Consider the following 13988-nt stretch of genomic DNA (forward strand, 5'->3'; position numbering starts at 1 on the left):
GGGAGGCAGCCTTTTTTTTATCTCATTGAAAGAGCGAAAAAATTGTGATAAATTTTTCCATAGCACGATAGTAACAATGGAGTGATTCAAATGGCTACCACGACCAATTCGTTCAGCACCCAGAAAGAATTCAAAATCGGAAAATCAAGTTTCAGAATTTTCCACCTTGCGGCACTCACTGAAAAGAAATACGATATCTCCAGACTCCCGTACTCGATTCGAATTCTTCTGGAAAATCTGCTGCGGCATGAAGACGGAAAGATAGTTACAAAGTCTGACATCGAAGCACTTCTGAACTGGGACGGCAAGCATCTTCCTGAAAAAGAAATCGCATTTATGCCGGCAAGGGTTCTCCTCCAGGATTTCACGGGCGTGCCCGCAGTGGTCGACCTGGCAGCCATGAGAAGCGCCGTCAAGAGATTGAAGGGAAATACTGAGAAGATAAATCCTCTCATTCCTTCCGAATTGGTCATAGATCACTCGGTCCAGGTCGATAATTTCGGGACCGTCGACTCATTTCAGATAAACGCTGATCTCGAATTCAGCAGGAACACCGAGAGATATTTGCTCCTCCGATGGGGACAAAAGGCTTTTAAGAATTTCAAGGTGGTTCCACCTGATACCGGGATAGTTCACCAGGTCAACCTCGAGTACCTGGCCCGGGTAGTGGAGACGCGCGTCCAGCGCGATGTGGTCCATGCGTTTCCCGATTCGCTGGTAGGAACGGACTCACATACGACTATGGTAAACGGTCTTGGTGTTTTCGGGTGGGGTGTAGGTGGAATTGAAGCGGAAGCTGTCATGCTTGGTCAGCCTTACTTTATGCTAACGCCGGAAGTTGTCGGCGTCAGACTGACGGGAGAACTCCCGGAAGGATCTACCGCTACCGACCTCGTTCTCACAGTGACGCAAATCTTGCGGAAGAAGGGAGTGGTCGGCAAGATCGTGGAGTTTTTCGGTTCGGGATTGGAGAAGCTGAGTCTCCCCGACCGCGCCACCATCGCAAACATGGCGCCTGAGTACGGAGCTACGATGGGATTCTTTCCGGTCGATGACGAGACTATAAGATATCTGGTTCTTACAGGGAGGACTGATGAGCAGGTCGCAATTGTTGAAACCTATTGTAAGGAACAGAAACTTTTCTGGCATGAAAATGACCCGGAGCCGGTCTACAGCGATCTTGTTGATATCGACATGCGGAGCATAATTCCGTGCGTCTCTGGGCCGAAACGCCCGCAAGACAGAGTTGAATTGAAGGACGTAAAATCCTCTTTCAAGAAATCGCTCACTGCCTCTACGGCAGAGCGCGGATTTGAATTAAATAACGACCAGGCTACGAAGTCAGTCCAAGTGAAGAAAGACGGTTCGTCTTTCGAGCTGCATAATGGATCGGTCGCGATTGCTGCTATAACAAGCTGCACCAACACCTCCAATCCCAATGTCCTCGTCTCTGCGGGACTCCTTGCGAAGAAAGCAACGGAGAAATACGGTCTGCGCTCCAAGCCTTGGGTAAAGACAAGTATCGCTCCCGGCTCGCAGGTCGTGATGGATTATCTGAAGGAGGCGGGATTGGTCAGCGCTTTGGAGAAATTGAAATTCAATCTTGTCGGCTTTGGCTGCACGACATGCATCGGAAACAGCGGTCCTCTTGATGAGAGTATTTCGGCCGCAATCGAAAAAGAGGGACTTGTCGTGGCATCTGTATTGAGTGGAAATCGGAACTTCGAAGGTCGCATCAATCCGCATACTCGAGCGAGCTATCTTGCTTCACCTCCGCTCGTGGTTGCTTATGCGATTGCGGGAAGAATCGATTTTGATCCAATGAACGAACCCGTCGATTATACTAAAGACGGAAAACCTGTTTACCTCAAAGACATCTGGCCTACTCAGTCGGAAGTTGCAGATGCCGTCAGAAAATCTGTGAAACCCGGTATGTTTCGCGCCCGATATTCCCATGTGTTTGAAGGCGACAAAAACTGGAAAGGGTTAAGAGTTCCTGACGGGGATGAGTACAAGTGGGTAGCTGATTCGACATACATCCAGGAGCCGCCTTTCTTCAAAGAGATGTCCCAACAACTTTCCGACGTTGGTGACATTTCAAATGCGAGAGTTCTGGCGCTTCTCGGCGACTCGGTAACGACAGACCATATTTCACCTGCAGGCTCGATTCCCGCGAAGAGTCCCGCGGGCAAATATCTTATTGACCACGGTGTCCAGCCAAAGGATTTCAACTCATATGGCGCGCGCCGCGGGAACCATGAAGTCATGATGCGCGGTACGTTTGCCAATATCAGGCTGAAAAATCTTCTTGTCCCCGGTACCGAAGGCGGTTGGAGCGTTCACCTCCCGGACGGCGAGAGGATGACGTTGTATGACACATCAATGAAATATCAGGCGGAAGGAATACCACTTCTCGTGATCGCGGGGAAGGAATACGGCAGCGGCAGCTCCCGCGATTGGGCCGCAAAGGGAACTCTACTCCTCGGGGTCAAAGCTGTCATCGCGGAAAGTTATGAGCGAATCCACAGAAGCAACCTCGTGGGACTCGGAGTCCTTCCACTTCAGTTCAGACATGGAGAAAGCGCAACGTCGCTCGGTCTTACCGGCAGGGAAGTCTATTCGATTACCGGTATCGCGGATCGCCTTAGTCCCCATAAGATCCTGAACGTGGTTGCAAGTGATGAACACGGGAATCCAAAGACCTTCGAAGTTATCGCGCGCCTCGATAGCAACGTCGACGTTGAGTATTATTTGAACGGCGGCATTCTTCTTACGGTATTGAGGCAGATGTTGCAGGTTAGCTGAAACAAAAGCGTCAATTTTGGCAAACCGCCGAAAATTTGGAACTTTGGCAGTTTTTTAATAGATTGGTGACCTAATAGGAGATAAAATGAGAGCCGGAATTCATCCAAAATATCACACAGTGACGGTCACATGTGTCTGCGGAAATACATTCAAGACAAGATCGACAGAACCGGGTCAATTCCTGAAAGTTGAAATTTGTTCCAACTGCCATCCGTTCTTCACGGGCAAGCAAAAGCTCATAGACTCTGCGGGAAGAGTCGAGAAGTTCATGCAGAAATACGGCAAGAAGGTGAAGTCGGATCCTGCCGCTTCTGCTTAGGAGCAAACAGTCGATTCTCTATCGGGCGCCCCACCGCCGACATTGAGAGACGTTTTCGGTCATAGTTGTGTTCATGAAGAGCAGGCGTTGCACAAACGAGAATATTATCCCTAGCAATTCGAGCAGACCAATTATTCGAGTTCGTTGATCCAGACCGGGCATGCGTTGAATTCGAGTAAGTGGGCCGAGGGCTACCGCAGGCAAAGAAAGGTCAGGGGATGCAGAGATGGAACAGCCTAGAAGACATTACGGTTCTCCAAACCAAGAAGCCGACGTTGTTCTCTACGACACCGCAAGGGAAATTGCAATTAAGGTTCTAAACAGAGTCGAGAGAACCGATTCATATCTCGACAAGCTCCTCGATTTCGAATTGCGAAACTCTGACATGAGCAGGGTAGATAAAGCGTTTCTTACTGAGCTGGTCAACGGTACGATACGGTGGAAAATGCGGATCGACTACGTAATCTCGCAATTTTACCGGGGCGACTATCCTAAGCTGGACATCAATATCAAAAATGCTATCAGGCTGGCGATGTACCAGATAATGTTCCTTGAACGCGTGCCTCAGTCCGCGGCGGTGAATGAGTCGGTCGAGTTTGTCAAGAAGCTCCGGGGACAGTATCTGGCAAATCTGGTGAACGCCGTCCTGCGTTCGGCTATCAGGAAACTCGAGGTGGTCGAATATCCATCCGTCGAAGAGGATCCCGTCAAGGCTCTTGCGACTGTGCACTCATTTCCGTTGTGGATGGTCAGACGATTCATCAATCGCTTCGGAGTGTACGAGACGGAGCAATTACTGTCTGCGCTGAACGACAGGCCGCGGCTGTCAATCAGGGTTAACACGGGAAGGATCTCCGTCGATAAGCTCGTGTCAGATTTCGAAACCGTAGGACTCAAGGTGACGCGCGCACATTATATTCCGAATTTTCTTTACGTCGAAGGTCTTTCCAGGATCAGTGAACTCGACTCCTTCCGGGGCGGTCAGTTCACAGTTCAAGATGAAAGCGCGGGACTGGTTTCCAAACTTCTTGATCCGCAGCCCGGCGAACGGATCCTCGACATGTGTGCAGCCCCCGGAGGGAAGACGACTCATATCCTTGAGTTGACCGGCGGTGATGTCGAGCTCACGGCAATCGAAAAGTACGAGACACGCGGACGGCTGATTGTCTATTCTCTCGAAAGACTCGGGTATACAAACGTGCAGGTTGTTACAGCGAATGCCGCGACTTACACTCACCCTATGCTATTTGACCGTATAGTTGTTGACGCGCCTTGCACCGGCATCGGGGTCATAAGAAAGAAACCCGATTCCAAGTGGAAAAGATCTGCCGAAGATTCCACGAATCTTCATGAGGTCCAGCAGCAGATACTCGAAAACGCATCGACTCTTCTTAAACCGAACGGCATTCTCGTTTACAGTACATGCACCATCGATTCCGAAGAGAACCAGGATGTCGTGACGGAATTTCTCGGCAATCATCCCGACTATCATGTGGAAGCAGCTGACCAGTTCGTCGACCGTGCATTGGTGGGACGTGAAGGATTCGTGGAGACTTTTCCGCACCGGCACGATATGGACGGCGGCTTCGCCGCACGACTCCGCAGGTCCGCTTGATTTTCTTGTATACGATTAATCCGTTTAATAACTTTCTATCGAAAACATTTTGGAGGTGTAAATGATTAAGAATGTTGATGAACTGAGCAGCAGCGTGAAAGGTGTCGTTGATGTTGACGGCTGGAAGAGTGTGAAGATCGGAAATCCCGACAAGCTTCGGGCTTCGGTGATCGATACACTCGTTAACGAGTCGGTTTTCAATCCGAGCGAAGAAGTGAAGACGAAGACGAGATGGATGATAAGAGAGCTAGCGAGGAGTCTTGGCTGCGGTTCGGCGTCGATCCAGAATTTATACTCAGCATACGGAAAGGGTGAAGTGTCAGGATTTACGGTGCCCGCCGTGAACATACGAGGAATCACGTATGACTTCGCACGTGCGATGTTCAGAGTAGCAAAGAAGAACAATGTCGGACCTTTTGTTTTTGAAATTGCGAAATCGGAAATGGGTTACACCGACCAGAGGCCTGCTGAATATTCAGCTTGTGTGCTTGCTGCCGCAGTGAAAGAAAACTACAAGGGCCCCGTGTTCATACAGGGCGACCATTTTCAGTTCAATGCAAAGAAATTCGCTCAGGATCCCCAGAAAGAGGCGGAAGGAATACGCTCGCTTATCAAGGAAGCGATCGCGGCGGAGTTTTACAATATCGACATAGATTCCTCTACCCTCGTCGATCTCAGCAAGAAGACCACCGAGGAACAGCAGCGGAGCAATTTTGAACTTGCGGCTGAGATGACCGCGCTGATTCGCGAAGTGGAGCCGAAAGGCGTAACTGTCTCAGTTGGCGGAGAAATCGGGGAAGTGGGCGGAAAGAACTCCACTCCTGAGGAATTCAGGGAGTACATGCGCGGGTATGTGAGGACTTTAAATGCGAAGAAGAGCGGCGCGACAACAATCAGCAAGATAAGTGTGCAAACCGGCTCGAGCCACGGCGGAGTGCCGCTGCCCGACGGCACGGTCGCGCAGGTCAAAATTGACTTCGGCGTACTCCAGTCGATATCGGAAATCGCCCGCAAGGAATACAAGATGGCGGGAGCGGTGCAGCACGGCGCGTCAACTCTTCCCGAAGAATTGTTCGACAAGTTCCCGGGTGTCGGGACCGCTGAGATCCATCTTGCAACGGGCTTCCAAAACCTCCTGTTCGACGTCTTCCCCAAAGACTTCCGCAACACGGTGTACGATTACCTGAGAAAGAACTGTGCCGACGAGAAGAAGCCCGATATGACCGATGAGCAGTTCATTTACAAGACGCGCAAGAAGTCGTTCGGACCATTCAAGCAGCAGATGTGGAACCTGGGGAAAGATTGGTTCGCCACGGCCAACGCAGAGCTTGAAAAAAGACTCGAGTTCCTTTTCTTGAAGCTCAACACAAAGAACACGAAGGCCGTTGTGGACAAATACGTCAAGGTGTAATCCGATCCACGACCTCCCCGGGAGAAGGGATCAATTCGCCGATTGACGAACACAGCGTCTCATGAGAAGATCAAAGCGGCTATCAGTTCACTGGTAGCCGCGGTCTTTCTTACGACGTTCAAGCTCGCGGTGGGACTCACCACCGGGAGCCTTGGCATACTCAGTGAGGCTGCTCATTCAGGTCTCGACCTCATGGCGGCAGGCATGACATTTTTCGCGATACGTGCTGCCGATAAACCCGCCGACTCCGAACATCATTACGGCCACGGTAAGTTTGAGAATCTCTCCGCTCTTTTCGAAACGCTCCTCCTCCTTATTACTTGCTACTTCATTGCGCGTGAAGCCGTGCATCGTCTAATGGTCAAAGGTGTCGCGATCGACATTACGTTTTGGAGCTTTGCTGTCATGGCAACATCGATCGCTGTGGACTTCACGAGGGCAAGGATGCTTTCTCGCGCTGCAAAAAAATATCATAGCCAGGCGCTTGAAGCGGACGCTCTTCATTTTTCGACTGATATACTCAGCTCGGGTGTGGTCATAATCGGCTTGATCGGCGCAATGAGCGGATTCAATTTCGCCGACCCGATCGCTGCGCTCGGTGTGTCGGTCATCGTAGTTGTGATAAGTTTCCGCCTCGGCAAGAGGACCATTGATGTTCTTGTAGACAGGAGTCCGGACCCCGGCCTTGTGGAAGCAATAAGATCGGCTGCTCTAGGTACCGATGAAGTCCAACTTCTTAAGAGTCTTCGCGTCAGAGTCGCAGGCGGCAGAATCTTCGTCGATATGGTGGTCGGTCTTCCACGACTCCTCCCGTTTGAACGCGCGCACTCGCTCGTTGACGAAATCGAAAGACGAGTACGAGGTGTAAGAGATGGTGTCGATGTGGTCGTACATGCCGAGCCGGTTGAAACTCAAAAGGAAACGATAATCGACAAGATCAAGCTCTCGGCCGAGAGAACCGCGAGCAAAATTCATGAAGTTGAAGTCTTCTCAACACAAACCGGTATAGTTGTAGACCTTCACCTTGAAGTAGATGACGTCGACTCGATTGACGCCGCTCACGGGAAAGCGGACAACCTCGAAAGAGAAATCAGGAACCAGGTTCCTGCTGTGGACCAGATTTTCGTGCACATAGACACGTCGACTTCCCGTCCAAGAACCGCTAAGTCGGTTGATTTACGGAGCAGCGACCTCCCGGAAAAACTCACTAAGTATGTTCGATCCCGCCGCGGAGTAGTCACGTGCTCCAACCTGAATTTCGCCGAGAGTGAAAAGGGAATTCGCGTCGCGATGACATGCCAGTTTGATGAAACTTTTTCATTTGAAGATACCGTTAGAATCGTAAATGAGCTCGAAGAGTCGATAATCAAACAATTTCCGGAGATTTGGAGAGCCGTCATCCACCAGGAACCGATTTCACATTCCAAATGATGAGACCGTATTACACCGACCCGTACACATTGGAATTCAAGTCTGAAATTCTTAAGTCAATCATTGTTCGCGGCAAGCCGGCGGTAATCTTGAGCGAGAGTTATTTCTATCCGACCTCAGGCGGGCAGGAGCATGACACCGGAACTATTAACGGCACTGATGTAGTCGACGTTGTCGAAGAGAATGGTGAGGTTGTGCATGTTCTCGCTGAGAAGTTGAACGAAGGCCCAGCGGACTGCAAGATTGACCGCGAGCGCCGGGTTTCCAATATGCAGCAGCATACCGGCCAACATATTCTTTCCGCCGCTTTCGAGAATCTTTTCGGCATAGAAACCGTTTCATCCCGGCTTGGCGAAACCACAGGAACAATCGATCTTTCGCGTCAGCCCACTCCAGACGAAGTCTCCGAAGTGGTTTCGAAAGCGAATGAGGTGGTCCGCGATGACAGGAAGGTCATCGTTCACTTTGCCGATAAGTCGGATATTTCTTCGTTTAAGTTGAGGAAACCTCCTAAAGTCGAAGGGACGGTACGAATCATTGAAGTAAAGGACTTCGACTTCTCAGCGTGCGGCGGAACTCACTGCACCCACACATCCGAGGTAGGCCCAATACTCACGGGCAATCTTGAAAAAATAAAGGCGTCTCTCACCAGGATAGAGTTCTATTGCGGTGGCAGGGCGATCCACCAATACAACATGCTCAACGGCATCGTCCTCGAGAGCACAAGACTTCTTTCGACGCAACCGACCGAACTTTCGGTTGCGATCCAAAAATTGAAGAACCAGTCACAAGAGAAAGACGGGAAAATAAAGGCGTTGAGCGAACGGGTACTTTCCGCTCTCTGCCAGCGACTTTCGGAACAGCTGAGGAAATCTCAGGAGCAGCTTGCAATCGTCGATTTAAATGAGGAAGTTGCAGATTCGAATGAGCTAAGATATGTTTCAAGTTGTGTGGCAAGAGAAATCGATAAGTCATTTATGTTTCACAGGCAAGAACAAAACGTCTGTCAAATCAATCTGAACCTAAAGGGAGACGACAGGCAAATCCAGATCCTGATCGACTCGCTGCGCAAAGATCATGATGCAAAAGGCGGAGGAAGAAACGGTTTCTACACTTTGAACTTCGAGAGCTCGAAACTCCGGGAAATTATTGCTGTTATTAAGAAGGCACTCCTGAATGGCTGACGCACGCGCCCATCTTTTGGTAAGCGGTTCCGTTCAGGGAGTCGGCTATCGATTCTTTGCCATCCGGAAGGCGGATTTGTTCGGGCTCAAGGGATTTGTCAGGAACCTGATAGACGGCAGGGTGGAGATCGTTGTGGAGGGCGACCGAGGTCTCATCGAGGAGTTCCTAAAAGAAGCGAGGGTCGGCCCGATGGCAGCCCATGTGACGGACGTGAGAGTCGAATGGGACAAGCCGACGTACGAATTCAAAGGATTCAACAGCAGATGAAAATTGGTTTCGGTTTTGACGCGCACGTTCTTGTCGAGGGGAAAGCTCTGAAGCTCGGTGGAGTATTGATTCCCCATCCGAAGGGACTGCACGGACATTCGGACGGCGATGTTGTGCTCCATGCGTTGAGCGACGCGATTCTCGGAGCATGTGCGCGTGGAGATATCGGAGTTCACTTTCCGGACATTGACGCCTCCACTACGGGAATAGACAGCAGGGAAATACTCGCCTTCTGCCTGAAAACTGCTCTAGAGAGTGATTTGAGGGTGAGCAACATTGATATCGTCCTGATAGCAGACGAGCCCAAAATGAATCCGCATTACGAGAGTGTCCGGGAATCTATCGCCGAACAGTGCAACGTTCCTCCGAATGTCGTGTCGGTTAAATCGAAAACGACCGAAGGAACACTGGTCGGCCGAACCGCCATCGCGTGCATCGCAGTTGTCCTTATGGATGAGCTTTGACTGACCTCGAAGCTGCCATAAATTACTTGAGCCATACACAACCGGCGTACCTGTATTTGTCGCTGTTCTTCTTCGCCTACCTTGAAAACTTATTTCCGCCATCACCGAGCGATCTCGTAATAGCGTTCGTCGGTTCCCTCGTCGGAGCCGGAAGATTGAATCTTGCGGTGGCAATACTTTGCGCAACGGCCGGTAGCACGGCCGGCTTTGCGACTATGTACTACGTAGGATTTCTCATCGGGAGGAGGATCATCGACTCCGGCCGGATTCGGTTCCTTCCGCTCGGCAGGATCAAGACTGTAGAGGGTTGGTTCGCAAAATACGGGTATGGACTCGTCATCGCAAACCGCTTTCTGTCGGGGACGCGTGCCATAATTTCGTTCTTCACCGGCTTGTCGGAACTCCCGATCCGCATAGTGCTTCCTCTTTGTGCTGCCAGCGCACTCCTGTGGAACACAATCCTTATTTCCGGCGGCTGGTTTCTCGGCCACAACTGGAAACGATTGGAAATGTACCTGGAGATTTATGGGACGGTGGTACTAGTTCTGCTGGGATGCACCGCATTGTTCTTCATACTAAGATTTTTTCTGAAGCGTGCCCATGCTTAAGAAGATATTGACATGGATCGGACTTCTCATTGCTTTAATAATTATTTGTTCAGTGGGAAACGACTTGATGACGTACCAAATATTCCGCCAGGCAGGAGTGAATTTCGGGAAGTATCATGAGTATTCAGGTGTCATACATATTCATACGCAATACTCTGATGGAAGCGGAACTTACGCGTCGATCGCCAGAACATGCGACTCCCTCGGATTGCATTTCGCGATCTTCACGGACCACAATACGGTCCAGCCGTTTAGAGACAGTCTCAACAGGCGATTCGGGATGACGTTGGTCGTGCCCGCAGTCGAGATCTCGACTGACGGAGAACACGGTCATTTCCTGGTGATCGGAGACAGCGTCCCGCTGATTCCTCGCAACGGTGTGACTTCCGACTCGGTCTTTCACCAGGCAGTCAGGGACCGTAGCACCATAATACTGGCGCATGTGTTTCATCCGAGAAACACTTTGGACTGGGACAATTGGAATATCGGCAATTTCACCGGAATCGAACTATATAATTTCGATGAAGGCTGGAGGAACACACTTAACTTCTTCAGGATAAACAAACTTATCGGCGCTTGCATCGCATACCGATTCCAGGACGAGTCGCTAAACTATTTGCTCGATTTTCCTGAAAAGGAAATGAGAAGATTTGACGAGCTGAATCAGAAGCGTAAGGTCGTGGGCATCGGATCTCTTGATGCTCATTCCAATCTCAAGATTGGAAAGAACTCGTACATCGATTTCCCATCTTACGTAAGCCTCTTCAACCTGGTACAGACCGTGGTCGTAACGAGAGAGCCGTTCAACGGGAACTACGGTCATGACAGAGAAATCATTCTGCGCGCAATCAATCAGGGAAACTCCTTCGTCTCATTTTCCGGATTGGAGGAAGCTCGAGGCTTCCTGTTCACAGTGATGTCGGGGGATACTGAGGCTGTAATGGGTGACAGTATCAGACTCACCGATCAAATGCATCTTGATGTCATTCTGCCCGACAGCGGATATGTGGAGGCTGAGATCCTGCGTGACGGCACGACTATCGGCAAATATGACAACAAGGAAAGCATCAACCTAAGAATAACTGCGCCGGGAGAATATCGGGTCCAGGTTTTTCAGAAGAGAGCTATGCTGCCACTCTTCATAAAACGCTCGTTCCCCTGGATCCTGTCTAATCCGATCTACGTTTACAGGTAAGACATAGATGCCAAGATTATCTGACGTGCTGACATCTAAGATCGCGTTGTGCGCCATTTCGGGACTTATCCTCGGGCTTTCCTTCCCGCCATTTCACTTCAGCTGGCTTGCGTTCGTCGGATTCGTCCCATTTCTTATCACAATTGAAAAAGCTGAGAACTACAGAGACGCATTCAAATTATCGTACGTTGCTTTTCTTGTTCTCAATGTGGTGGTGATATACTGGATCGGTGGCTGGTCGAGGGAAAGTGATCCGTTCATGATGATCGGTGGCGTGGCGCTGATGCTCGGTCACCCTCTTTTCTTTACAGTCCCGATCTTGTTTTATCATTTCCTCCGAAAGAGACTTGGCAGGAGCACAATATTCATCTTCCCATTCATATATCTTTCGTTTGAACATCTTCACTCCATTAGTGAGGTCGCGTTCCCCTGGCTCACCGTCGGCTATTCTCAGTCATATAATCTGGCAGATATCCAGTTCGCGCAGTTTACCGGCCTTTTTGGGATTTCCTTTCAGGTTCTGCTCGCGAATACTTTTTTCGCGATAGCTGTTAAATCGTTCACAACGATGTCGGACTCCAGGTGGATGAAGGTGGCTTGTTGCACGATCGCGGGCCTCCTTCTGATTATCATCCCGGAAATATACGGCCTGAATGTCCTGCGCCATGCCGACACTTCCAATGCATCTCATATCAAAGTCGCGGTGGTTCAACCTAACATAGATCCCTATGCCAAGTGGAGCGGTTCTCCCACTCAGATACTGAGGACTTATGAAGGAGAAACGAGGAAGATTCTCAAGTCGAAGCCGGACCTTGTAGTATGGCCGGAGACGGCAATCCCATTCTACATTCTTCTTCCGCAGCTGACTTACTTTAGGAACGAACTTGAATCGTTTATCGACTCAAATGATGTCTGCCTGCTGAGCGGAGTTCCGCTCGCCTACTACTTTTCTGCCGCCGACAGTGCAAAGCCAAGCAGTCATTACGATTCGATTGAACGGAAGTACTACGATGCCTATAACGGGGCAGCCCTCTTCGAGCCGCATAGCGGAAACTTTCAGACTTACGGGAAGATTATACTTGTTCCATTCGGCGAGAGAATTCCATATGCCGACGCGGTCCCCTACCTGATCAAACCCCTCGAGTGGGGCGTCGGGATTAGCAACTGGGCCCGCGGTTTGGACACCACAATCTTCAAGCTCCCCGATGGGAATCAATTCGGAACAGTGATCTGCTATGAAAGCATTTTCCCGGATTATGTAAGACAGTTTGTGAAAAGGGGGGCGAACTTCATTGTCATCATAACGAATGACGGTTGGTTTGGCAAATCATCCGGCCCGCCACAACACGCAGCGTACGCTTCAATACGAGCTGTAGAAAATCGGAGGGCAATTGTCAGATCTGCTAATACGGGGATATCTGAAATGATTGACGAGTACGGCCGATTCATAGGAAAACCAACCGGACTCGACATAAGTGCAACTTTGGTCGCCGATGTCCCGTTGGCAAGAAGACTGACATTCTATACCAGACACGGAGATGTTATTGCTCAAATTGCCGAAGGAGTCACGTTAGTCTCTATTCTTATCGCGCTTTTTCTTAAATTCAAGTATAAAGAGAAGGAGAGTTAGTCACGAATTACATCGATCTGAGAAGTGATACTGTCACGAAACCGAATGACGAAATGCGAAGGGCAATGGCCAACGCGGAAGTCGGAGACGATGTCTTCGGCGAAGACCCGACAGTCAATCGGCTTCAGGAGCGAGTTGCCGCCCTCCTTGAAAAAGAAAGCGCCGTTTACGTTCCTAGCGGCGTGATGTCTAACCAGTTGGCACTCAAGACACACACCAACGCCGGCGATGAAGTAATTGTCGAGAAAGATTCGCACATATTCAATTATGAGACTGCGGCGCCCTCGCTATTGTCCGGAGTTCAGCTCAACCCTGTGCAGGGAATCAGAGGCCTGATGACCGCCCGTGATGTCGAGGAGGCTATAAGACCTGACCTGTACTACATGATGCCGACTCGACTCGTCTGCGTGGAGAACACACATAACAGGGGAGGCGGTACAATTTATCCGATGAAGACGATCGAGGAGATCAGGGATGTTGCTCGCCGACATAGTCTAGGTTACCATCTTGATGGTGCAAGACTTTGGAACGCGTCGGTTGCCACGGGCATTAGCGTCGCTGATTACGCACGACAATTCGATTCGGTTTCGGTCTGTCTTTCAAAAGGTCTCGGTGCACCTGTCGGATCGGTTTTGACCGGGACGAAAGAGTTCATAAACAGAGCACGGCGGTTCCGCAAGATATTTGGCGGCGGAATGCGGCAGGTGGGAATCCTGGCAGCTGCCGGACTTTACGCGCTCGATCACAACATCGGCAGACTTGCTGAGGACCATGAGAAAGCAAAAACCTTTGCGCGGATCATTGCTGAGTCGCCGTTGTTTGAGGTTAACATCGACCATGTCGAGACAAACATAGTTATCTTCGGAGTCAAGCCGCCCCTCAATGTGAATAAATTGATAGCCGACGCGAAAGGGATCGGCGTTCTTCTCTCCGCCGGCAGTGCAGGAAAGGTCAGAGCGGTCACACACCTTGACGTTTCGCGTCAGGATGTCAAGAAGGCTGCGGAACTTCTCGCGAAATATAGTATCGACTGACGGCGCTTGATGAGATATCATATT

General features: G+C 50.3%; 12 protein-coding genes. All 12 read left to right on the forward strand.

Features of this window, described 5'->3' with window-relative positions; all coding sequences use genetic code 11:
• Positions 1–90 precede the first annotated feature (90 nt).
• The 12 genes from acnA to VIS48_02595 all read left to right on the forward strand — a co-directional run bounded on the left by acnA (position 91) and on the right by VIS48_02595 (position 13964).
• Entirely contained in the window at positions 91–2805 is a 2715-nt protein-coding gene (gene acnA, locus VIS48_02540) for an aconitate hydratase AcnA (GenBank protein HEY9165020.1), read from the forward strand.
• 85 nt (positions 2806–2890) lie between these two features.
• On the forward strand, positions 2891–3124 hold the full coding sequence (gene rpmE, locus VIS48_02545) for a 50S ribosomal protein L31 (GenBank protein ID HEY9165021.1): 234 nt from the start codon (positions 2891–2893) through the stop codon (positions 3122–3124).
• A 226-nt stretch (positions 3125–3350) separates the two neighbouring features.
• On the forward strand, positions 3351–4739 hold the full coding sequence (gene rsmB / locus VIS48_02550; GenBank protein ID HEY9165022.1) for a 16S rRNA (cytosine(967)-C(5))-methyltransferase RsmB: 1389 nt from the start codon (positions 3351–3353) through the stop codon (positions 4737–4739).
• 61 nt (positions 4740–4800) lie between these two features.
• Positions 4801–6150, forward strand: a complete 1350-nt coding sequence (locus VIS48_02555; GenBank protein HEY9165023.1) for a class II fructose-bisphosphate aldolase — start codon at positions 4801–4803, stop codon at positions 6148–6150.
• A gap of 42 nt (positions 6151–6192) precedes the next feature.
• A complete protein-coding gene (locus tag VIS48_02560) occupies positions 6193–7581 on the forward strand; it encodes a cation diffusion facilitator family transporter (protein HEY9165024.1) in 1389 nt (462 codons plus the stop codon).
• Positions 7578–8765, forward strand: coding sequence for an alanyl-tRNA editing protein (locus VIS48_02565; GenBank protein ID HEY9165025.1), 1188 nt, complete (start codon positions 7578–7580; stop codon positions 8763–8765). Before VIS48_02560 ends, VIS48_02565 begins: the two co-directional genes overlap by 4 nt.
• Positions 8758–9033, forward strand: a complete 276-nt coding sequence (locus VIS48_02570) for an acylphosphatase (protein HEY9165026.1) — start codon at positions 8758–8760, stop codon at positions 9031–9033. Before VIS48_02565 ends, VIS48_02570 begins: the two co-directional genes overlap by 8 nt.
• Positions 9030–9497: a 2-C-methyl-D-erythritol 2,4-cyclodiphosphate synthase gene (ispF, locus tag VIS48_02575; protein HEY9165027.1), complete on the forward strand. Its 468-nt coding sequence runs from the start codon at positions 9030–9032 to the stop codon at positions 9495–9497. Before VIS48_02570 ends, ispF begins: the two co-directional genes overlap by 4 nt.
• Positions 9494–10105, forward strand: coding sequence for a DedA family protein (locus VIS48_02580; protein HEY9165028.1), 612 nt, complete (start codon positions 9494–9496; stop codon positions 10103–10105). Before ispF ends, VIS48_02580 begins: the two co-directional genes overlap by 4 nt.
• Complete coding sequence (locus VIS48_02585) at positions 10098–11300, forward strand: hypothetical protein (protein ID HEY9165029.1); 1203 nt, start codon at positions 10098–10100, stop codon at positions 11298–11300. Before VIS48_02580 ends, VIS48_02585 begins: the two co-directional genes overlap by 8 nt.
• Before the next feature lie 7 nt (positions 11301–11307).
• Complete coding sequence (gene lnt / locus VIS48_02590; GenBank protein HEY9165030.1) at positions 11308–12930, forward strand: apolipoprotein N-acyltransferase; 1623 nt, start codon at positions 11308–11310, stop codon at positions 12928–12930.
• Between the two features lie 17 nt (positions 12931–12947).
• A complete protein-coding gene (locus VIS48_02595; GenBank protein HEY9165031.1) occupies positions 12948–13964 on the forward strand; it encodes a GntG family PLP-dependent aldolase in 1017 nt (338 codons plus the stop codon).
• Positions 13965–13988 lie beyond the last annotated feature (24 nt).

The organism is Candidatus Kryptoniota bacterium, from assembly GCA_036567965.1.
In the GTDB taxonomy this organism is placed as follows: domain Bacteria; phylum Bacteroidota; class Ignavibacteria; order Kryptoniales; family JAKASW01; genus JAKASW01.

What these genes read in the sequence shown, in the direction of transcription:
- acnA (HEY9165020.1), top strand. Translation starts at nt 91, where the DNA reads ATGGCTACCACGACCAATTCGTTCAGCACCCAGAAAGAATTCAAAATC.
- rpmE (HEY9165021.1), top strand. Translation starts at nt 2,891, where the DNA reads ATGAGAGCCGGAATTCATCCAAAATATCACACAGTGACGGTCACATGT.
- rsmB (HEY9165022.1), top strand. Translation starts at nt 3,351, where the DNA reads ATGGAACAGCCTAGAAGACATTACGGTTCTCCAAACCAAGAAGCCGAC.
- VIS48_02555 (HEY9165023.1), top strand. Translation starts at nt 4,801, where the DNA reads ATGATTAAGAATGTTGATGAACTGAGCAGCAGCGTGAAAGGTGTCGTT.
- VIS48_02565 (HEY9165025.1), top strand. Translation starts at nt 7,578, where the DNA reads ATGATGAGACCGTATTACACCGACCCGTACACATTGGAATTCAAGTCT.
- VIS48_02570 (HEY9165026.1), top strand. Translation starts at nt 8,758, where the DNA reads ATGGCTGACGCACGCGCCCATCTTTTGGTAAGCGGTTCCGTTCAGGGA.
- ispF (HEY9165027.1), top strand. Translation starts at nt 9,030, where the DNA reads ATGAAAATTGGTTTCGGTTTTGACGCGCACGTTCTTGTCGAGGGGAAA.
- VIS48_02585 (HEY9165029.1), top strand. Translation starts at nt 10,098, where the DNA reads ATGCTTAAGAAGATATTGACATGGATCGGACTTCTCATTGCTTTAATA.
- lnt (HEY9165030.1), top strand. Translation starts at nt 11,308, where the DNA reads ATGCCAAGATTATCTGACGTGCTGACATCTAAGATCGCGTTGTGCGCC.